The following is a 19,299-nucleotide window of genomic DNA, read 5'->3' as shown; positions in this document are numbered from 1 at the left end:
CTCTCCCAAGCGATTTGCAGCCACACAAACACAGGCCGCGCACCCCCGCCTGTCGAGCGGGGCGGCGCCGTCCCGGAGCGCACGCCCCTGCTCCGTCACCCCGTGAAGCGGTCCAGCAGCACACCACCGCTGTACGTCACCGCCATCGCCAGCAGCCCGCCCGCCACGTTGCGCCCCACCGCCCGGGCCGGTCCCGCCCCGCCCGTCCGGGCGCTCGCCCAGCCCGACAGGGTGAGCGCGGCCACCACCGCCACCACCGTCACCGCCAGCCGCCACGACTCCGGCGGCAGCAACACCGCCAGCAGCGGCACCAGCGCGCCCAGCGTGAACGCGGCCGCACTGGCCAGCGCCGCCTCCCACGGGTTGGTCAACGCCTCCGGGTCGATGCCGAGTTCGGTCTGCGCGTGCGCCGCGAGCGCGTCCCGCTCGGTCAACGCCACCGCCACGTCCCGGGCCAACTCCTCCGCCAGCCCACTCCCCCGGTAGTAGTCGGTCAACTCGTCCAGCTCCCCCTCCGGGTCTTCCGCCAGCTCCCGCCGCTCCTTCGCCAACGCGGCCCGCTCGGTGTCCCGTTGGGTACTCACCGACACGTACTCCCCGGCCGCCATCGACATCGCCCCCGCCAACAGCCCGGCCACCCCCGCCGCCAGCAGCGCCGACCGCGACCCGGTCGCCCCCGCCACCCCGGTCACGATCCCGGCCGTCGACACCACCCCGTCATTCGCCCCCAGCACCGCCGCCCGCAGCCAGTTCAGCCGCGACGACAACGCCGCCCGCGACCCCCCGACCTCCTCCACCATCCGCCACCGCGCTCTCAGCGACCCGACCACGCCCCCCGATCCTCACCCGCCCCGCCCGGCCCCGCCACCGACAACGACCGAGGGCCGGTCCGGGAGGTGTGAACCTCCCGGACCGGCCCTCGAAATGGTGGGCGCGGACGGTTTCGAACCGCCGACATCTGCTTTGTAAGAGCAGCGCTCTACCGCTGAGCTACGCGCCCCCGGCCGTGGCCTGGCGGGCACACGACGAGTGCCTAGGGTACCTGGTCCCGGAGGGTGGTGCGGGCCGGGCGGGCGGAAGGGGGTGGGGAGGGGGTGACGGGCGGGTGGGGTGATCGGGGAGAATGGGGCCGGATCAGCGGGTCGGAGCAGGGAGCGCGCAGTGACGGTGGCCGGCGGGAGCGGGCGGGGGCGGCGTCGGGCGGGGAGTGCGCTGGCGGACGCCCTGGTGTTGCCGGTGGTGCTGGCGGGTGCGCTGGGGGCGGTCGGGCTGGCGTCGGCCGGGACGGGCGGCTGGTGGGGCCGGCGCGGGGGCGGCGAGGGCGTACGGGCGGGGGCCAGGGAGGCCCGGGCCGCGGCGCAGGAGGCGTTCTACGAGCTGGAGGAGACGCAGCGCGAGGTGCAGCTCGCGGTGGAGACCGTCCGCGCGGCCGAGGACGGGCCGACGGCGCAGCGCGCGCTGGCCGATCTGGCGGCCATCTCCGGCCGGGTCGAGCAGGTCACGGTGAACTACCTGGGCGCGCTCGACGCCCACAACCTGGACAGCGAGGCCCTGGATTCCGGCGCGGCCGCACAGGCCCGGCGCCAACTGGAGGACGTGAAGGGCCAGCTCGGCTCGGCCAAGGCGGAGCTGAACGACTTCCTGCGCCGCCTGCAGCCGACCCTCGAACACGCCGAGCAGCAGCTGATGCGGGTCACCCCGGCGGTCGAGCAGGCCAAGCGCGCGCTGCTCGCGGCCTCCAACGCGCTGGACGAAGCGCGCGGCGCCGGCCTGCGGGCGGACGACCTGGCGGCCCGGCTGGCCGAGTTGGCACCGGAGCTGGGCCGGCTGAACGAGGGCCCGGCCCGGCACGGGGTGGCGGGCACCCTGCAGCGCGCGGAGGACGTGAAGCGGCGGGCCGAGGCGGTCGCCGCCGACGCCGGGCAGCTGCCGGAGCGGGCGCGGGAGATCGACCGGCGGGTGGCGAGCCTGCGGACCCGGATCCAGGCCCTGGAGACCAAGGCCGCGACGGTCGACCCCGCCCTGAGCGAGCTGCGCCGCCGGTTCAGCACCGCCTGCTGGCAGGACCTACAGCGGGTGCCGGACCAGGTCGCGGAGAGCGGGCGCGCCGCCGAGCGCAAGCTCGCCGAGGCCGCCCGCGCCCGGGACGAGCAGCGTTGGGCGGACGCCACCGCCGCGATCGGTACGGTCCGCGCGCTGCTGGAGACCGCGGACGGCTCCGTGGTCGCGGTGAACGACCGGCTGCGGCAGCTGAACGAGGTGCAGCACGATCCCAACCGGGAGATCGAGCGCGCCCGCTTCGCCATCCGGGACGCGCAGCGGCTGGCGATGGCCGGGCGCAACGCCCCGGACCCGCGGCACGCCGCCCCGCTGGACGAGGCGGTGGCCCGGCTGGACCGCGCGGTGGCCACCCTGGAGGCGGCCGGCCGGCACCCCGACTACTGGCACTTCCTCACCGAACTGGCGGCGGTGCGGGACACGGCGGCGCAGGTGATCGGGCTGATCCGCGGCGACCTGGGGCACCGGTAGGACGGGTGGTACCGGCGGTACGGGCCGGCGACGGTCTCCTCTGGAGCGGACGGCCGTCTCCTCGGTACCCTGCCGTCATGCCACGCTACGACTTCCGCTGCCGCTCCTGCGGCGCCACCTTCGAGCTCCGCCGCCCGATGGCGCAGGCCGGCGACCCCGCCGTCTGCCCGCAGGGCCACGAGGACACCGTGAAGCTGCTGTCCACCGTCGCCGTCACCGGCGCGGCCGGCGCCCAGCAGGCCCCGGCCGGCGGTGGCGGGGGCGGCTGCTGCGGCGGCGGGTGCTGCGGCTGACCCCCGCCTGACAGGCCGCCGGTCAGCCACAGGTCAACAGACCAACGGATCAACAGGTCGACGGATCGACGGATCGACGGATCGACGGATCAGCCGACCGGCACCGCCGTCGCGCCGGCCAGGAAGCGCCGGACGATCTCCTCCCCCGCCGTCACCCCCACCTCCGCGAGGGCGGTGACGCCGGGGGCGGTCCAACCGCTGTCGGCGAGTTCGCCGTGCCCCGGCCGCCAGGCCGCGTCGGCCGCGAGCAGCAGGTCCGCGTCGAGCAGCGAGTCCCCGGCGGCGAGCACGGTGGTCGCCCCGGCCCGCCGTACGACCTCGGTGAGTGCGGCGCTCTTGGTGAGCGGCGCCGGGACGGCGTACACCTTGCGGCCCTGCAGCGAGACCGCCCAGCCGCGCTCCGCGCACCAGCCGGTCAGCTCCTCCAGCCAGCCGGCCGGCAGCTCGGCGCGCTCGACCACCAGGTAGGCGAACAGCTCGTCGGCGATGCGCCGCTTGTGCGTCCACTGCGGGTCGGCGCAGAGCGCGAGCCGCCGGACGACCTCCTCCAGCGGGGCCGAGCCGTCGGCGATCCGCGCGGTGATCTCGGCCCGCCAGTCCCGGTCCGGCACGCCGTCCACCAGCAGCTGCCCGCCGTTGGCGCAGATCGCGTACGCGGGAACCCAACCCGCCGTCGGACCGGGCAACTTGACCCGGTGGTACTGCTCCGGCGTGCGGGTGGTGGCGGGGACGAAGCAGGCCTGCCGGGAGAGGTCGGCGAGCAGTCCGGCGGCCCGTTCGGTCATGTAGGACAGCGGCCGCCCCTGGTACACCTCGACGCAGAGCAGCCGCGGCGCGAGCCGGTCGGGGACGTCCAGGGCGAGGGCCCGGTCGGAGTAGATCAGCGTCCGGTCGAGGTCGCTCGCCACCAGAACACCCATCAGGAATCCCTCCCCGTCACCGAACCCTCAGCCGAACCCGAAGCCGCACCCTCAGCCGCACCCGAGCCCGAAGCCGCACCCGCACCCGCACCCGACAGCGAACCCGCCGCCACCGACCGCCCGTCGCCCCCGGTCGCCCCGCGGCTGTAGCGCGGGTGGATCAGGCCCACGCAGGTGTACGGCAGACCGTCCACCTCCTCGACCTCGACGCCGCGCTGGGAGGCGAGCAGCCGGACGTGGTGCAGGTCCGCGCCGGCGCCGCGGCGGGCGAGGATCCGCCAGGGGACGCGGCGCAGCAGCACCCGGGTGGTCTCGCCGACGCCGGGCTTGACGAGGTTGACGTTGTCGATGCCGTACTCGGCGCTGATCCGTTCGACGGCGGCCCAGCCGGCCCAGTCGGGCGTCCGGTCCGGGTCGGCGGAGAGCCGGTCGGCGCCCTCGACCGCCGCGGCGCGCACCTCCGCGAAGCAGGCGGCCACCGCGTCCAGGAAGGCCGCCGAGACGTCGCTCCCGGCCAGTTCGGCGTAGTGCTTGGCGCCGTGGAACTCGTCCGGCCCGATCAGCCCGGCCCGCAGTACGGTGCGCGAAACCAGGCCGGACACCGTGGAGTTGAGGCAGGCGGACGGGATCAGGAAGTCGTCCCGGGTGCCGTAGGTACGCACGCAGCGGCCGGGGTCGGCGAGCACCGCGAGGTCCGGGTCGAAGCCGGTGCCGGCGAGGGCGTCGGCGAGTTCGCGGGTGATCGCGCCCTTTCCGGTCCAGCCGTCCACGAACACCACGTCCTGCGCACGGTGCCGGGCCGCCAGGTAGCGCAGCGCGACCGGGTCGATGCCGCGGCCGCGCACGATCGAGACCGCGTAGTGCGGCACGGACAGGCCGTGGGCGAAGGCCAGCCAGCGGCGGATCAGGATGCCGACGGGCGTGCCGGCCCGGGCCAGCGAGGCGAGCACCAGGCCGGGGCCGCGCTCGCGCAGCAGTGTCTCGGCGACGGTGCCGACGGCGAGCGCGATCCGGCGGGCGGAGCCGCGCAGCGCCTGGTGGAACAGCTCCTGGTACTCGGGGCTGGGCTGGTACTCGACCGGCAGCGACTCCGCGTAGTGCGCGCCGCCGTTCTGGACGGCCTCCTCGCGTTCCTCGGTGGGCGCTTCGAGCGCGACGCCGGAGAGGTCCTTGAGCAGCCAGGCCACCTCCTCGGCCCGGTACGAGGAGAACCCCGGCCCGTACAACGGCGCAGGCAGCCCAGGCGCGGGCGGCCCGGGCACCGACGCGAACGGACCCGGCACCGACGGAGGCACCGGCACCGCCCCGGGCACCGACGGAGGCGCCGGCACCGGCCGGTGCGAGGGCAGCACCGCCAGCACCACCCGGTCGGTGACCTGCCGCAGTTGCCCGAGCAGTGCCCGCTCGCCCCGGTGCAGCGCGGGGGTGTCGGCGACGTCGTCCACCACCAGCACGACGGCGTCGAAGCGCCGCGCCGCGTCGCCGCCGGGGGCGACGTTGTACGCGTAGCGCTCGCGCGGGGCGTCGTCCTGCGGGTCGTCGTGGGCGGGGAAGGCGAGCCGGGTGCGGATGGCGTAGCCGGGGTCGTCCACCGCCAGGACGGGCGAGCGGGTGGTGGTGGAGTAGCGGACGCGGTCGCCGCCGAGGTGCTCGTCGAGGGCCGCGGCCAGGCGCAGCGGCGCGTACATCAGCTCCTCGAAGCCGAGGACGAGCACCCGCCGGGCCGCCGCTGGCAGGGCTTCGGCGAGCTGCCCGGCCAGCCGGGGCAGGGCGGCGTCGAGCCGGGTGCGGTCGTGGGCGGTGAAGCCGTGCCGGCCGCCGTCCGGGAGCCCGGCGGGCCAGTCCAGCCCGACCCGGACCAGCGGCGCGGGGTCGGCCGAGCCGCGGCCGGCGGCCGCCGTGGGGGCGTCGGCCGCTGCCGTCCGGGCGATCAGCCGCCCGGCCCGCTCGATGATGTCCTCGGGCAGCTCGACCCCGCCGCTGGCGGTGGCCACCAGGTCGAGCCGGACGCCGAGTTCGGCGGCGGCGTCGGCGAGCCGGTTCCGGTCGTCCGCGGAGCGCAGGTCGACCAGGGCGACCACGACGTAGTGGTCGCGCGGGTGCCGGGCGTGCAGTTCACGGATGGTGTTGAGCACCGTCGTCCCGGTCGAGAACTCGTCGTCGACGAGCACCAGCGGCCCGTCCCCGGCGAGGAGTTCGGGGTCGGCGGGGAGCAGCAGGTGGGAGGTGGCGTGCGAGTGCTCCTCCTCGAAGCCGCCGAGCGGGGTCATCCCGGGGACGGGTCGGCGGGTGGAGTGCAGGTAGGGGGCGTCGAGGGCGTCGGCGACGCTGTGGCCGAGGCCGGTGGCGGTCTCCGCGTAGCCGAGCACGACGGTCCGCGCAGCGGCCTGCTCGCCGAGCAGTTCGCGGACCGTACGGCCGAGTTCGAGTCCGGCGCCGTGGACCACCGAGGGCCGCTGCGGCACGTGCTTGCCGAGCACGGTGGAGACCAGCAGGTGGGCGCGCTTGCCGTTCTCCCGGAGGGCGAGGCCGACGAGTTCGGTGAGGCGGTCGGATCCGGTGAGCACGATCCCGGCCCGGTCGGCGACCCAACGGCCGGTCCACGTCTGCGGTGTTGCTGTCACTGCTGGTCCTGCCTTCGGTGGTGCGATGGCCTTCGGCGGTACGGCGGCCTTCGGCGGTACGGCGGCCTTCGGCGGTACGGCGGCCTTCGGTGGTGCGTTGGTGCGTTCGTCATGTCCGTCTCACGAGATCAGCCGCACAGGCAGGCCGACAGCAGCTCCGCGAAGCTCACGTCCTCCCGGGCGACGCCGAAGACCTGCGCCCGCAGCAGTATCCGTTCCGCCCAGGCCCGGTGCGGCCGGGCCTCGTTCATCTTGTTGGTGTACGCCGAGCGCAGTACTCCGCCGCCGTCCTGCTCCTGCCGGAGGATGTCGCGGGCGTCGCAGTACTCCTCGTGCGTGACCACGGAGAGGGCGTGCACCGCGGGCACGTGGCTGGGGTGGATGCAGGTCTTGCCGAGCAGGCCGTTGGCCCGGTCGAGTTCGACCTCCCGGATCAGCCCGTCCAGGTCGTGCTCGATGATCCGCCGGCGGACCTCCTCGCCGGAGGTGCGGGTCGTCCCGGGGGCGGTGAACGAGCCCTCGGTGAACGGGGTGCGGCGCAGCTGCGGCTTGAACATCCGCTCCTGCACCGGGAAGTACTCCCAGACCGGCCCGGTGACGGTGTACCCGGTGCCGTCGGCCCGGCCGAGCACGTTCACCACGTCCCCGATCACCCCGGCGACCAGCGCGACGTCGTACGCGGTGAGGTCGGGCGAGCGCCGGAGTCCGTACGCGGAGCAGAGGTCGGTGACGCCGAGCCGGACGGCCAGCACCCGTTCCCGGTGTTCGGCGAGCAGGTCGGCGATGGCGAAGAGCCGGTCGCGCCGGGTCTCCAGGTGGGCGAGTTCGGGTGACTCCAGGACGGGCATGGCGAACAGCCGCCGCCCGGTCGCGGCCTCGGCTGCGGCGAGCGCGGCCAGGTACCCGCCACCGTTCTCCGGGGTGAACTTGGGCAGCACGAACCCGCTGAGCAGTTCGACGGCCGGACCGAGCCGCTCGGCCAGGTCGGGGATCTGAGCGGCAGCTCGGACTCTGATGAAGAGCAGTGGGTGACTCTGTGTGCAGTCGGTGAAATCCTTGACCAGGTCGTTCAGCTGCTCGACCAGGTTGCGCTCCCCGGCGTCGACCTCGTGGTCGGCGATCGCGTCCTCCAGGCAGAGCACCATCGACACCACGCCCCGAGCAGCCTGTTTGCGGATGTCGGCGGCCAGCGCGGGCCTGGTGGCGGGACTGTAGAGGGTGCCGCCGAGCGCGGTGGCGAGCACCTCGGGCTCGCTCTGCGCGGTGAACGCACGCGGCTGCTCCAGGAAGAGCCGGCCGCGTACGTCCTCGGCGAGGTGGCCGAAATGGCGCATGGTGCTCTCCTCCAGGAAGTGGGCCGGCCCCCGGCCCGTTGCCGGCGACGACACCCTGGTCAACCGGCCGACCGGGCTCCATGGTTCCCCGGACCGCCAGCGGCGGATCCGTCCCTCCGCCGAACCCCGGGGCCTCTCGACCGCCCATCGTAAGGACGGGATCAAGCCGTTCCCGGTTCCCCGGCACTGAACTCCCGGAACATCCCGGTCCACTTGGACGATCATGGACTCGGGGGCGACAAACCCCGAAAAGCGCAAGTCTTGGCAAAGTCCGACCCGGCGCGGGCCGCTCCGGTCACGTTGTCCGAAGGGGTGGCGAACAGGCAGGATGGTCGGCTATGACGCACGTGATGGCCAAGGGCGCCAACATCGCACTGCCGGCGGCGGCGGTCCGCGCCGTGCTGCGCTGGAGCGCCGCGCCCGGTGCGCCGGACGTGGACGCGTCCGCGCTGCTGCTCGGCGCCAACGGCAAGGTCCGTTCGGACGCCGACTTCGTCTTCTACAACCAACCCCGCCACCCATCCGGGCTGGTCCGCCACCTGCCCAAGCAGCAGGCCTCCGGCGGCGCCGAGATCATCGACACCGTCGAGGTCGAGCTGGGCAAGCTGCCCGCCGAGGTGGACCGCGTGGTGCTGGCCGGCTCCTCCGAGGGCGGGTCCTTCCGCACGGTGCCGGGCCTGCGGCTGCTGCTGTTCGACGCCGCGGCCGGTGAATCCGCGCCCGCACTCGCCGAGTTCGCGATCAGCGACGCCGAGAACGTCACCGCCATGGTCGCGGGCGAGCTGTACCGCCGGGCCGGGTCCTGGAAGTTCCGGGCGGTCGGCCAGGGCTACACCTCCGGGTTGATCGGCCTGGCCACCGACTTCGGCATCACCGTCGACGACGCGGCCGAGGGCACCGACGCGGCCCAGGCCCAGTCTCGGGGACAGGCCCAGGGACAGGCCCAGACCCCGGCGCCCGCCTCCAGCGCCGCCCCCACCGGTGCGGTCGACCCGCGCAGCACCCCGATGCCGGCCCCTCGCCCGACCACCCCCGAGCCCGGCACCTTCACCCTGGCCCCGGCCGTCCCGCAACCCCAGGCCCCGGCCGCCCCCGCCCCGGTCGCCGCCACCACGGGCGCGCCGACGGCCGCCCCGACGGGCGCCCCGAGCAACGCCGCACCGGCCGCCCCGGCGACACCCCCGCCGCCCACCGCGCCCCCGACCGTCCCCCCGGCCCCGCCCACCCCGCCGCCGGGCCACCAGCCGGCGCACCAGCCCGGCCACCCGCCGGGCACCGGCTACGGCTACCCCCAGCAGCCCGGCACGGGGTACGGCTACCCGCAGCAGCAGCCCGGGACCGGTTACGGCTACCCGCAGCCCACCCAGCCGTATCCGCAGCAGCAACCCGGCACCGGCTACGGCTACCCCCAGCCGAACCACGCCGTCCCGGCGCAGCCGCACCCGGGCGGCTACGGCTACCCGCAGCCCGGCACCGGCCAGCAGCCGCCCGTCCCGCCGCAGCCGCCGACGGCCCAGCCCCCGGCGCCGGCCACCGGCGAGCAGTTCGCCCTGCCCCCGCAGGGCCCCCAGTTCCAGCCCCGCTGACCCGGCCCCAACAAGGACGGCTCCGCCCGAAGCGGCTCCACCCGAAACGGCCCCACCGAAACGTCTCCACCGAAACGGCCCCGGCCGGCCCCGCCGCCCGGGGCCGGCCACTCGCTGCCCCGCCCGGCTACCCCTTGTACCCCCGCTGCCACTGCATCCCGAACCCGTACAGCCGGTCGATGTCCGACTGGAACCCGTTGACGTACCGCACCTCGCGCCGCACCGTCAGCTGGTTGTCCCCCGCGTTCTCGATCAGCACCACCGCGCAGGAGCGCGCCGCCCGGGCCCGTTCCTCCAGCTTGATCTCGATCCGCGGCCCGGTCTGCGGCACGATCGTCACGACCGCCTGCGACTGCTCGAAGGCCGGCGTGCCGTCGTAGATGTAGACGAAGATCAGCAGCCGCTTGAACTTGTCCTTCTTCTCCAGGTTGACGTACATGGTCTCGCCCGAGGGCGCCCCGTACTGGTCGTCGCCGCTGAGCTTGACGTACGGCGGGTTCTGGAGGTCGCCGAACAGGCCGCCGAGCGGCTGCACGACGCCGGTGGAGCCGTCGGAGAGCTCGTACATGCAGGCCAGGTCGAGGTCGACGTTCAGCGGTTCGCTGTTCTGCGCCGAGTCCGGCTCCCGCGGGCTGAGGATCCGCGGGCTGAAGAACCGCTTGACCGTATCGCGGGTGCTCGGCCGGGAGGCGCCCGGGCGCATCGACCAGTGCAGGTTGACGTAGAGGTAGCCGGTGGTGGCGGCCGCCCCGGTGATCGCGTGCTGCGGGGCCGACTTGGTGAGTATGACCTTGTGCTGACCGCCCGGGTTGTCGAAGGTGTAGCTCCTCTCCCCGCGCAGGTACTCCCAGATCGAGACCATCCCGTCCTCTCCCCTCCCCCTGCTCCCGCCAGGTGATCTGACGGCCCGCCGACCAATGATCGGGCATCCGCCCGGCCGCCGGATACCCCGTCCTCCCCCTCCTCTACCCCGCCCGGCCGCCCGCCGGTCATCCGCGCCACGAATCAGCAGCGAGCCGACAGCGAACCAGCGCCGAACCGTCAGCGAACCACCGGCGACCGACGAACAACCGCCGGGCGACCGTCGACCGACCGAGGACCGACCGACGACCGACCGGCGAGTCGATTGGCGGGAGCAAGCCGACCTCCCGTAACATGCCGCCCCTTCGGACGCGATATCGTCTAGCCGCACAGGTGTCCCGTCCGCCCCCGCCCGGGCGCGGCAGGCACGTCGTGCGGCGACGAACGAACCGTCAGGCGGAGCCCGTACGGCGGGACCTGATCGCCTGTGTCGCACTGTGAACCTGTCCCCTGCGGAAACCCGAGGCCCGACCCGCAATGAACCTGACCTCCATACAGCTGGTCTGGACCGTCGTCGGCGGCGCAGCCCTGCTGTTCGTTGCCGTCCTGATGGCGACGCTGCGATTCAAGAGCTCGAAGAAGGTGGAGTCCGGCGACTCCTGGGAGCGCAGCGAGGAGCGCCGCCGCCGCAAGGAGATGATCTACGGCATCTCCTCGTACACGCTGCTGTTCTGCTGCGCCGGTGTCGCCGCCGCGCTGTCCTTCCACGGCCTGGTCGGCTTCGGCAAGGAGAACCTGGGCCTGTCCGGCGGCTGGGAGTACCTCGTCCCGTTCGGTCTGGACGGCGCCGCGATGTTCTGCTCGGTGCTCGCCGTGCGCGAGGCCAGCCACGGTGACGCGGCGCTCGGCTCGCGCCTGCTGGTCTGGGTGTTCGCGGTCGCCTCGGCCTGGTTCAACTGGGTGCACGCCCCGCGCGGCGTCTCGCACGACGGCGCCCCGCAGTTCTTCTCCGGCATGTCGATCTCGGCGGCGATCCTGTTCGACCGCGCGCTGAAGCAGACCCGCAAGGCCGCGCTGCGCGAGCAGGGCCTGGTGCCCCGCCCGCTGCCGCAGATCCGCATCGTCCGCTGGCTGCGCGCCCCCCGCGAGACCTACGCGGCCTGGTCGCTGATGCTGCTGGAGAACGTCCGCAGCCTGGACGAGGCGGTCGAGGAGGTGCGCGAGGAGCGCCAGGCGAAGCTGGACGCCAAGGCCCGCGCCCGTACGGCCGACCGCCGCGAGCGTGCCGAGCTGAAGGCCATCTCCCGCCAGGGCGGCGGCATGCTGTCCCGGGGCCGCGGCGGCCGCCAGGTGCCCGCCCTCACGGCCGCCGGAGACGGCCCGAGCGCTACGGAGCCTGCTCTAGCCGCGGGGTCCGACGCCTCCCCCTCGACCCCCTCGCTGGAGCCCGCCGCCCTGGATGCCGGCCGCCGCCCCCGCGCCGCCGTCTCCCCCTCCTACTCCTCCTCGCTCTCCGGCTCCGGCACCGGCTCTTCCTACTCCTCCTCCCTCTCCGGCTCGTCGCACCGCAGCTCGACCGTCGACCTGACGGCCGACGACGACACCCTGTCGATGCCGAAGCTGGACTCGCTGGAGCGCAAGCTGCGCGCGATCGAGCAGCAGCTCGGCTGACCGAGGCGCCCAGCACCGCACCACCACGCCACCGCACCGCACCACCACTGCACCACCGCCCGAACCACGAAACGGCCGCCCCCGGGAAACCCGGAGGCGGCCGTTTCACGTGCCCGAGAGCCGGGCTGTGCCCAGCCGGCTACTTGCCGCTGCTCACCAACTCCGCCTGCTCCTCCGCGCCCTCGCGCCGGTTGCGCAGGATCGACGAGCCGAGCGCCAGCCCGATGAAGGCGACGCCGATCAGCCCGGTGACGATCTCCGGGATGTGGTACTCGATCCCGACCAGCAGGATCACCGCCAGCGCACCGATCGCGTAGTGCGCGCCGTGCTCCAGGTAGACGTAGTCGTCCAGGGTGCCCTTGCGGACCAGGAAGACGGTCAGCGAGCGGATGTACATGGCGCCGATGCCGAGGCCCAGGGTGATCTGGAAGATGTCGCTGGAGATGGCGAACGCGCCGACCACGCCGTCGAAGGAGAACGACGCGTCCAGGACCTCCAGGTAGAGGAACAGGAAGAACGCGGCCTTGCCGGCGACCTGGACGACCGACTTGCCGGACTTCTCCGCCTCCTCCTCGCGCTCGGCCTCCTCCTCCAGGCCCGACTCGAAGATCGAGGAGAGGCCGCTGACGGCGAGGTAGGTGATCAGGCCGAGGACACCGGCGAGCAGAACGGTTTCGGCGTGCTCGGCGGCGAAGAAGTGGGAGGCCAGCACCAGCGCGACCAGGGCCACGACGGTGGACAGAGCGTCCAGCTTGCCGACCTTCTCCAGCGGGCGTTCCAGCCAGCCCAGCCAGTTGTGCTCCTTCTCCTCGAACACGAAGTCCAGGAAGATCATGAGCAGGAAGATGCCGCCGAAGGCCGCGATGGCCGGGTTGGCCGCCTCCAGGTACTGGCCGTAGGTGAGGCCGTTGTGGGTCTTGTCGGTGTGCAGGGCGAGGTCGATGACCGTCGCCGGGCTGAGCTTCGCGGTGAGGCCGACGACCAGCAGCGGGAAGACCAGGCGCATGCCGAAGACGGCGATGAGCACGCCGACGGTCAGGAAGATCTTCTGCCAGTACGGGTTCATCCGCTTCAACACCGTGGCGTTGACCACCGCGTTGTCGAACGACAGGGAGATCTCCAGGATGGAGAGGATCAGCACGATGCCGAAGCCTTGGGCTCCCCAGAGCAGTCCGGCCGCGGCCAGTCCGATGGCTGTGATCGCGAACGACCAGCCGAATGTGCGGAGGAACACGGGAGTTGGCTACCTTTCGGGTTCAGGCCGTGCCGGGGGCGGCCTCGTCCCCGAGACGCCCCTGACCGGGCCCGGCCCGGTCAGGTCACCCCCGCACTGCCCTCTGTTCTCATGATCGGGTCGGGTGCGATTGGTCCGATGGTCCGATTTCCGCCCTTACTGTACGTTCACGCCGAAGTCGAGCGCGATGCCGCGCAGGCCGGAGGCGTACCCCTGGCCCACCGCACGGAACTTCCACTCGCCCGCGTAGCGGTACAGCTCGCCGAAGATCATCGCGGTCTCGCCGGACGCGTCCTCGGACAGGTCGTAACGGGCGATCTCCTGGCCGTCGACCGAGTTGACGACCCGGATGTAGGCGTTGCGCACCTGCCCGAAGTTCTGCAGCCGCGCCTCGGCCTCGTAGATCGAGACCGCGAAGACCACCTTGTCGGCCTGCACCGGGACGAGGTCCAGGTTGACCAGGACGACCTCGTCGTCACCCGTGTCGTCGCCGCCGGTGAGGTTGTCGCCCTGGTGCTCCACCGAACCCTCGGGGCTCTTGAGGTTGTTGTAGAAGACGAAGTACTCGTCGCCGAGCACTCGCCCGCCACCGCAGAGCAGGGCGCTCGCGTCGAGGTCGAACGGGGCGCCCGTGGTCGAACGGGCGGACCAGCCGAGACCGATCTGGACCTGCGTCAGGTTCGGCGCGGCCTTGGTGAGCGAGACGTTGCCGCCCTTGGCGAGCGTGACCACCATGACGTTCTTCCTCCCTTGCTTCTCCCGGGGCGCCTTACAGGTTTAGTCCCCCGCGACCCCGGCCGGCCCGTTCTGGCCGGCTGAACTTCCTGAACTCACATCCTCGCAGCGCGGCGGAACGGCGCGGCAGCGGGTCGGACGGAACCGGGGCGGCCCCGGACCGTGGAGGTCCGGGGCCGCCCCGGGAGGACGGCGCGAAGCCCGCGCCACCGAGTGCCGACGAGCGCCGCAGGACGCCGGCGAGAGCCGACGACGGCTCAGACGTTGACGCCGAAGTCCTGCGCGATGCCGCGCAGTCCGGAGGCGTAGCCCTGGCCGATGGCGCGGAACTTCCACTCGACGCCGTTGCGGTACAGCTCGCCGAAGACCATCGCGGTCTCGGTGGAGGCGTCCTCGGAGAGGTCGTAGCGGGCCAGCTCGGTGTTGTCCGCCTGGTTCACCACGCGGATGAACGCGTTGCGCACCTGGCCGAAGTTCTGGCCGCGGTTCTCGGCGTCGTAGATCGACACCGGGAAGACGATCTTCTCCACGTCGACCGGGACGCCCGCCAGGTTGACCTTGATCGCCTCGTCGTCGCCCTCGCCCTCACCGGTGCGGTTGTCGCCGGTGTGCTCGACGGAGCCGTCCGGGCTCTTCAGGTTGTTGAAGAACACGAAGTTGCCGTCCGAGGCGACCTTGCCCTGGGCGTTGCAGAGCAGTGCGCTGGCGTCCAGGTCGAAGTCGGTCCCGGTGGTGGTCCGGACGTCCCAGCCCAGGCCGACGACCACGGCCGTGAGCCCAGGGGCCTCCTTGGTGAGCGAGACGTTGCCGCCCTTGCTGAGGCTGACTCCCACGTGTCCTCCAAGAATCGGGAGGCACGTCCTTGGTGGTGCCCCCGGTGGTGCGGGTTCGGGGGCCGGGAGCGCACCGGCTCCCGCACCCCACCCTGCCAACGGCCCGAGCGTAGTACGCGGTTCCCGTCCGCAGCGCGGTTGCCGCCGGACACGGCCGTCGGGCACCCGGCCGGCCGGGTGCCGGGCCCACACCAGGCCCACGCCGGGCGCCTACCGGACCCCGCCCGATCCCGCACCGGTCGCCCGCCGTGGGGCTCAGAGCCCGGCGAGGACCTTCAGGTACTCCTGCTCGTCCCGGGCGTCCGGGAGGCCGTTGACGACGCTCCAGCGCACCGTGCCGGCCTTGTCGATCACGAAGGTGCCGCGCAGCGGGCAGCCCCGCTCCTCGTCGAGGACGCCGTACGCGCGGGTGACCTCACCGTGCGGCCAGAAGTCGGCCAGCAGCGGGAACTCCAGGCCCTCCCGGTCGGCGAGGACGCGCTGGGAGAACTGCGAGTCGCAGGAGAGGCCGAGCACCTGGACGTCGTCGTTCTGCAGCCCCGCCAGCTCGCGCTGGATCGTGCCCAGCTCGCCGGTGCAGACGCCGGTGAAGGCGAAGGGGTAGAAGACCAGCACCACGTTCTTCGAACCCCGGAAATCGGCGAGCCGGACCGTCTCCCCGTGCTGGTTGCCGAGGGCGAAGTCCGGGGCCTGGGTGCCGACCTCGATGGCCATGAACGGGACCTTTCTGACACGGCGGCGCCGCGCGGCGGACGCGGCCAGGCCAACATCCTGCCATTCGTCGAGGCCCGTTCCGCCGAACGGATGAGGCGGGCGGGTCCGGCGCCCGCCGCGTTTCGCCCTGGGCGAACGCGCGAACGCCAAGAACACGCGAACGCCAAAGCGCGCGAACGCAAAACGCGCGAGCGCAAAAACGCGAACGCGAAGACCTCGAAAGACGCCCGCACCGCAAAAGCGCCGGGCCCCGCCGGAGGACGACTCCGACGGGGCCCGGCGTGCGGCTCGGTAACCCGCTCAGCGCTGCTTGGGCTGCTTGGCCGTGGACTTGGTCGCCAGGCGGGTGGCCGCCCAGTCCTTGGCGATCGCGATCGAGCTGGTCTGCGACAGACCGGCGGTGCGAGCCGCGTCCGCGATCTCGGAGGCCTCGATGTGGCCGGCCCGACCGGTCTTGGGCGTCAGCAGCCAGATCAGACCGCCCTCGGCCAGGTATTCCAGGGCGTCGACGAGGGAGTCCGTGAGGTCCCCGTCCTCGTCGCGCTGCCACAGCAGGACGGCGTCCGCGACGTCGTCGTAGTCCTCGTCGACGAGCTCCGTCCCGGTGATCTCCTCGATGCCCTCACGGAGATCCTGGTCAGTGTCTTCGTCGTACCCCAGCTCCTGGATGATCTGGCCCTCTTCGAAGCCGAGACGGGTCGCCGGGTTGGACTTGTCCGCGGGGTCCGCGGTCGCGCTCACGGGAATAACCTCCAGTATTCGGCTCGGCATCCATGCCGAGGCTGTGGCCGTAGTCCACACGGGCGCGGCGGTTCGCGCAAGTACCCGACCCCCGATCCCCTCCAAAGGTTGACGTGCCACACCGGGACACGCCGCTCGACGTGTCAGGAATCACACCGATTTGCCCTTCTCTGCATGGGACAAGGATGCTTCGGGTGGTCCCGGCCCACAGGCCGTACGCGTGCCCGAGATGCGAACGGCATTCGGGTCCGCGCGTGCGCGGGCGTAGAGTCTCCTGTTGGCCCTCACCCCGGCCGCCCGCCATCGGGCGGACGGGACACCAGGTCGGACCACCTCTTTTCGTAACACCCGGGGGTGCGCGGAACGGGCGATGACGCCCGCGCCGCACGCCGCCAGACCGGACCGCCCACCAGGCGGAACGGTTACCGATCGGTAGAGATGACGGATCTCCGAGCGCGGTAGCACGATGGAGGCGGCGCGACACACCTCAGTTTCGACCGACAGTGAAGGAACAGCGTGGCTTCCGGATCCGATCGCAACCCGATCATCATTGGCGGCCTTCCGAGTCAGGTCCCGGACTTCGATCCCGAGGAGACCGCGGAATGGCTGGAGTCGCTCGATGCGGCCATCGACGAGCGGGGGCGTGAGCGTGCCCGTTACCTGATGCTGCGGCTGATCGAGCGCGCCCGCGAGAAGCGTGTCGCCGTGCCCGAGATGCGCAGCACGGACTACGTCAACACCATCGCCACCAAGGACGAGCCGTTCTTCCCCGGCAACGAGGAGATCGAGCGGAAGATCCTCAACGCGACGCGATGGAACGCGGCCGTCATGGTCTCCCGGGCGCAGCGCCCGGGCATCGGCGTCGGTGGCCACATCGCCACCTTCGCCTCCTCCGCGTCGCTCTACGACGTCGGCTTCAACTACTTCTTCCGCGGCAAGGACGCCGAGGGCGAGTCCGGCGACCAGATCTTCTTCCAGGGCCACGCCTCCCCCGGCATCTACGCCCGCGCCTTCCTCCTGGACCGACTCACCGAGCAGCAGCTCGACGCGTTCCGCCAGGAGAAGTCGAAGGCCCCGTACGGCCTGTCCAGCTACCCGCACCCGCGGCTGATGCCGGACTTCTGGGAGTTCCCGACCGTCTCGATGGGCCTCGGCCCGCTCGGCGCGATCTACCAGGCCCGGATGAACCGGTACCTGGAGCACCGCGGCATCAAGGACACCTCCGACTCGCAGGTGTACGCCTTCCTCGGCGACGGCGAGATGGACGAGCCCGAGTCCCTCGGCCAGCTCTCCCTGGCCGCCCGCGAGGGCCTGGACAACCTGACCTTCGTGGTCAACTGCAACCTGCAGCGCCTGGACGGCCCGGTCCGCGGCAACGGCAAGATCATCCAGGAGCTGGAGTCCCAGTTCCGGGGCGCCGGCTGGAACGTGATCAAGCTGGTCTGGGACCGCAGCTGGGACCCGCTGCTCGCGCAGGACCGCGACGGCGTCCTGGTCAACAAGCTGAACACCACGGTGGACGGCCAGTTCCAGACCTACGCCACCGAGACCGGCGCCTACATCCGCGAGCACTTCTTCGGCGGCGACCTGCGCCTGCGCGCCATGGTCGAGAACATGACCGACCAGCAGATCCAGCACCTGGGTCGCGGCGGCCACGACCACAAGAAGATCTACGCGGCGTTCAAGGCGGCCCGCGAGCACAAGGGCCAGCCGACGGTCATCCTGGCCCAGACGGTCAAGGGCTGGACGCTGGGCCCCAACTTCGAGGGCCGCAACGCCACCCACCAGATGAAGAAGCTGACGGTCGAGGACCTGAAGCGCTTCCGCGACCGGCTGCACCTGCCGATCACCGACAAGCAGCTCGACGAGGGCTACCCGCCCTACTACCACCCGGGCCGCAACTCGGAAGAGATCCAGTACATGCACGACCGCCGCAGCGAGCTGGGCGGCTACGTGCCCACCCGCAAGGTGCGCCCGCGCAAGCTGGAGCTGCCCGGCGACGACGCGTACAAGGCGGTCAAGAAGGGCTCCGGCAACCAGACCATCGCCACCACCATGGCGTTCGTCCGGGTGCTCAAGGACCTCATGCGGGACAAGGGCATCGGCAACCGCTTCGTGCCGATCGCGCCCGACGAGTACCGCACCTTCGGCATGGACTCGCTCTTCCCGTCGGCGAAGATCTACAACCCGCTCGGCCAGACCTACGAGTCGGTCGACCGGGACCTGCTCCTCGCCTACAAGGAGTCGCCGACCGGCCAGATGCTGCACGACGGCATCTCCGAGGCCGGCTGCACCGCCTCGCTGATCGCCGCCGGCTCCTCCTACGCCACCCACGGCGAGCCGCTGATCCCGGTGTACGTCTTCTACTCGATGTTCGGGTTCCAGCGCACCGGCGACCAGTTCTGGCAGATGGCCGACCAGCTGGCCCGCGGCTTCGTGATCGGCGCCACCGCCGGCCGCACCACGCTCACCGGTGAGGGCCTGCAGCACGCCGACGGCCACTCGCAGCTGCTCGCCTCGACCAACCCCGGCGTCGTCGCGTACGACCCGGCGTACGGCTTCGAGATCGCGCACATCGTCCAGGACGGTCTGCGGCGGATGTACGGCTCCAGCGCCGAGCACCCGCACGGCGAGGACGTGTTCTACTACATGACCGTCTACAACGAGCCGATCAAGATGCCGGCCGAGCCCGAGAACGTGGACGTCGAGGGCATCCTCAAGGGTCTGTACAAGTACGCGCCGGGCGCCGCCGGCCAGATCCCGGCCCAGATCCTCGCCTCCGGCGTGGCCGTGCCGTGGGCCCTGGAGGCCCAGCGCATCCTCGCCGAGGAGTGGAACGTCAAGGCCGACGTCTGGTCCGCGACCTCCTGGAACGAGCTGCGCCGCGACGCGGTGGAGGCCGAGGAGTTCAACCTGCTGCACCCCGAGGAGCAGCAGCGCGTGCCGTACGTCACCCAGAAGCTCCAGGGTGCCGAGGGCCCGGTCGTCGCGGTGTCCGACTGGATGCGCGCGGTGCCGGACCAGATCTCCCGCTGGGTGCCGGGCCAGTACCAGTCGCTGGGCGCCGACGGCTTCGGCTTCGCCGACACCCGTGGCGCGGCCCGTCGCTTCTTCCACATCGACGCGCAGTCGGTCGTCCTGGCGGTGCTCACCGAGCTCGCCAAGCAGGGCAAGATCGACCGCTCGGCGCTGAAGGACGCGATCGACCGCTACCAGCTGCTGGACGTGGCCGCGGCCGACCCGGGCGCCGCCGGCGGCGACGCCTGATCACCGGCTGAATGCCG

15 protein-coding genes and 1 tRNA gene are annotated in these 19,299 nt (G+C 72.4%); 5 read left to right on the top strand and 11 right to left on the bottom strand.

Translation table 11 applies throughout. The annotated features are described in order from the left end of the window. Positions 1-95 precede the first annotated feature (95 nt). Both CRP52_RS22805 and CRP52_RS22800 read right to left on the bottom strand, forming a co-directional pair. Complete coding sequence (locus CRP52_RS22805; RefSeq protein ID WP_097240275.1) at positions 96-800, bottom strand: VIT1/CCC1 transporter family protein; 705 nt, start codon at positions 798-800, stop codon at positions 96-98. 125 nt (positions 801-925) lie between these two features. Beyond that, positions 926-1,000: transfer RNA gene (locus CRP52_RS22800), tRNA-Val, on the bottom strand. Between the two features lie 161 nt (positions 1,001-1,161). On the opposite strand from CRP52_RS22800, the gene CRP52_RS22795 reads away from it, so the two are divergent. Together CRP52_RS22795 and CRP52_RS22790 are read left to right on the top strand one after the other, a co-directional pair. Beyond that, positions 1,162-2,529 (top strand): hypothetical protein, encoded by a 1,368-nt coding sequence (locus CRP52_RS22795; RefSeq protein WP_179852889.1) that lies wholly within the window; start codon positions 1,162-1,164, stop codon positions 2,527-2,529. Positions 2,530-2,606: 77 nt separating this feature from the next. Next, on the top strand, positions 2,607-2,822 hold the full coding sequence (locus tag CRP52_RS22790) for an FmdB family zinc ribbon protein (RefSeq protein ID WP_030058700.1): 216 nt from the start codon (positions 2,607-2,609) through the stop codon (positions 2,820-2,822). A gap of 89 nt (positions 2,823-2,911) precedes the next feature. On the opposite strand, the gene CRP52_RS22785 is transcribed toward CRP52_RS22790, so the two are convergent. The 3 genes from CRP52_RS22785 to CRP52_RS22775 all read right to left on the bottom strand — a co-directional run bounded on the left by CRP52_RS22785 (position 2,912) and on the right by CRP52_RS22775 (position 7,700). Then, positions 2,912-3,742: an HAD family hydrolase gene (locus CRP52_RS22785; protein WP_097238078.1), complete on the bottom strand. Its 831-nt coding sequence runs from the start codon at positions 3,740-3,742 to the stop codon at positions 2,912-2,914. Further along, on the bottom strand, positions 3,742-6,366 hold the full coding sequence (locus CRP52_RS22780) for a phosphoribosyltransferase (RefSeq protein WP_097238077.1): 2,625 nt from the start codon (positions 6,364-6,366) through the stop codon (positions 3,742-3,744). Before CRP52_RS22780 ends, CRP52_RS22785 begins: the two co-directional genes overlap by 1 nt. Before the next feature lie 128 nt (positions 6,367-6,494). Then, positions 6,495-7,700, bottom strand: coding sequence for an HpcH/HpaI aldolase/citrate lyase family protein (locus CRP52_RS22775; RefSeq protein WP_097238076.1), 1,206 nt, complete (start codon positions 7,698-7,700; stop codon positions 6,495-6,497). Positions 7,701-8,038: 338 nt separating this feature from the next. Between CRP52_RS22775 and CRP52_RS40585 the strand changes: the two genes are divergently transcribed. Next, positions 8,039-9,286: a TerD family protein gene (locus CRP52_RS40585; RefSeq protein ID WP_097238074.1), complete on the top strand. Its 1,248-nt coding sequence runs from the start codon at positions 8,039-8,041 to the stop codon at positions 9,284-9,286. A 127-nt stretch (positions 9,287-9,413) separates the two neighbouring features. On the opposite strand, the gene CRP52_RS22760 is transcribed toward CRP52_RS40585, so the two are convergent. After that, positions 9,414-10,148 (bottom strand): Tellurium resistance, encoded by a 735-nt coding sequence (locus tag CRP52_RS22760; protein WP_097238073.1) that lies wholly within the window; start codon positions 10,146-10,148, stop codon positions 9,414-9,416. A 476-nt stretch (positions 10,149-10,624) separates the two neighbouring features. On the opposite strand from CRP52_RS22760, the gene CRP52_RS22755 reads away from it, so the two are divergent. Beyond that, on the top strand, positions 10,625-11,758 hold the full coding sequence (locus CRP52_RS22755; RefSeq protein WP_097238072.1) for a DUF2637 domain-containing protein: 1,134 nt from the start codon (positions 10,625-10,627) through the stop codon (positions 11,756-11,758). 139 nt (positions 11,759-11,897) lie between these two features. Here the strand turns inward: CRP52_RS22755 and CRP52_RS22750 are convergent, their stop codons facing one another. The 5 genes from CRP52_RS22750 to CRP52_RS22730 form a co-directional block, all read right to left on the bottom strand. After that, positions 11,898-12,992 carry a DUF475 domain-containing protein gene (locus CRP52_RS22750; protein WP_097238071.1) on the bottom strand — a complete coding sequence of 365 codons (1,095 nt, stop codon included), beginning with the start codon at positions 12,990-12,992 and terminating at the stop codon, positions 11,898-11,900. A gap of 156 nt (positions 12,993-13,148) precedes the next feature. Next, positions 13,149-13,727: a TerD family protein gene (locus tag CRP52_RS22745; RefSeq protein ID WP_097238070.1), complete on the bottom strand. Its 579-nt coding sequence runs from the start codon at positions 13,725-13,727 to the stop codon at positions 13,149-13,151. Positions 13,728-13,984: 257 nt separating this feature from the next. Beyond that, the gene (locus CRP52_RS22740; RefSeq protein ID WP_097238069.1) at positions 13,985-14,560 is read right to left on the bottom strand and encodes a TerD family protein; all 576 of its coding nucleotides are present in this window, start codon (positions 14,558-14,560) and stop codon (positions 13,985-13,987) included. A gap of 255 nt (positions 14,561-14,815) precedes the next feature. After that, the gene (locus tag CRP52_RS22735) at positions 14,816-15,274 is read right to left on the bottom strand and encodes a peroxiredoxin (protein WP_097238068.1); all 459 of its coding nucleotides are present in this window, start codon (positions 15,272-15,274) and stop codon (positions 14,816-14,818) included. A 300-nt stretch (positions 15,275-15,574) separates the two neighbouring features. Beyond that, positions 15,575-16,015: a DUF3052 domain-containing protein gene (locus CRP52_RS22730; protein ID WP_097238067.1), complete on the bottom strand. Its 441-nt coding sequence runs from the start codon at positions 16,013-16,015 to the stop codon at positions 15,575-15,577. A gap of 516 nt (positions 16,016-16,531) precedes the next feature. Between CRP52_RS22730 and aceE the strand changes: the two genes are divergently transcribed. Next, complete coding sequence (gene aceE / locus CRP52_RS22725) at positions 16,532-19,282, top strand: pyruvate dehydrogenase (acetyl-transferring), homodimeric type (RefSeq protein WP_097238066.1); 2,751 nt, start codon at positions 16,532-16,534, stop codon at positions 19,280-19,282. The last annotated feature ends 17 nt before the right edge of the window (positions 19,283-19,299 follow it).

Source organism: Streptomyces sp. 1331.2, from assembly GCF_900199205.1.
Lineage (GTDB): Bacteria > Actinomycetota > Actinomycetes > Streptomycetales > Streptomycetaceae > Kitasatospora.
Note: the sequence above shows the minus strand (reverse complement) of the source record. Positions and strands in the feature narration are given on the sequence as shown.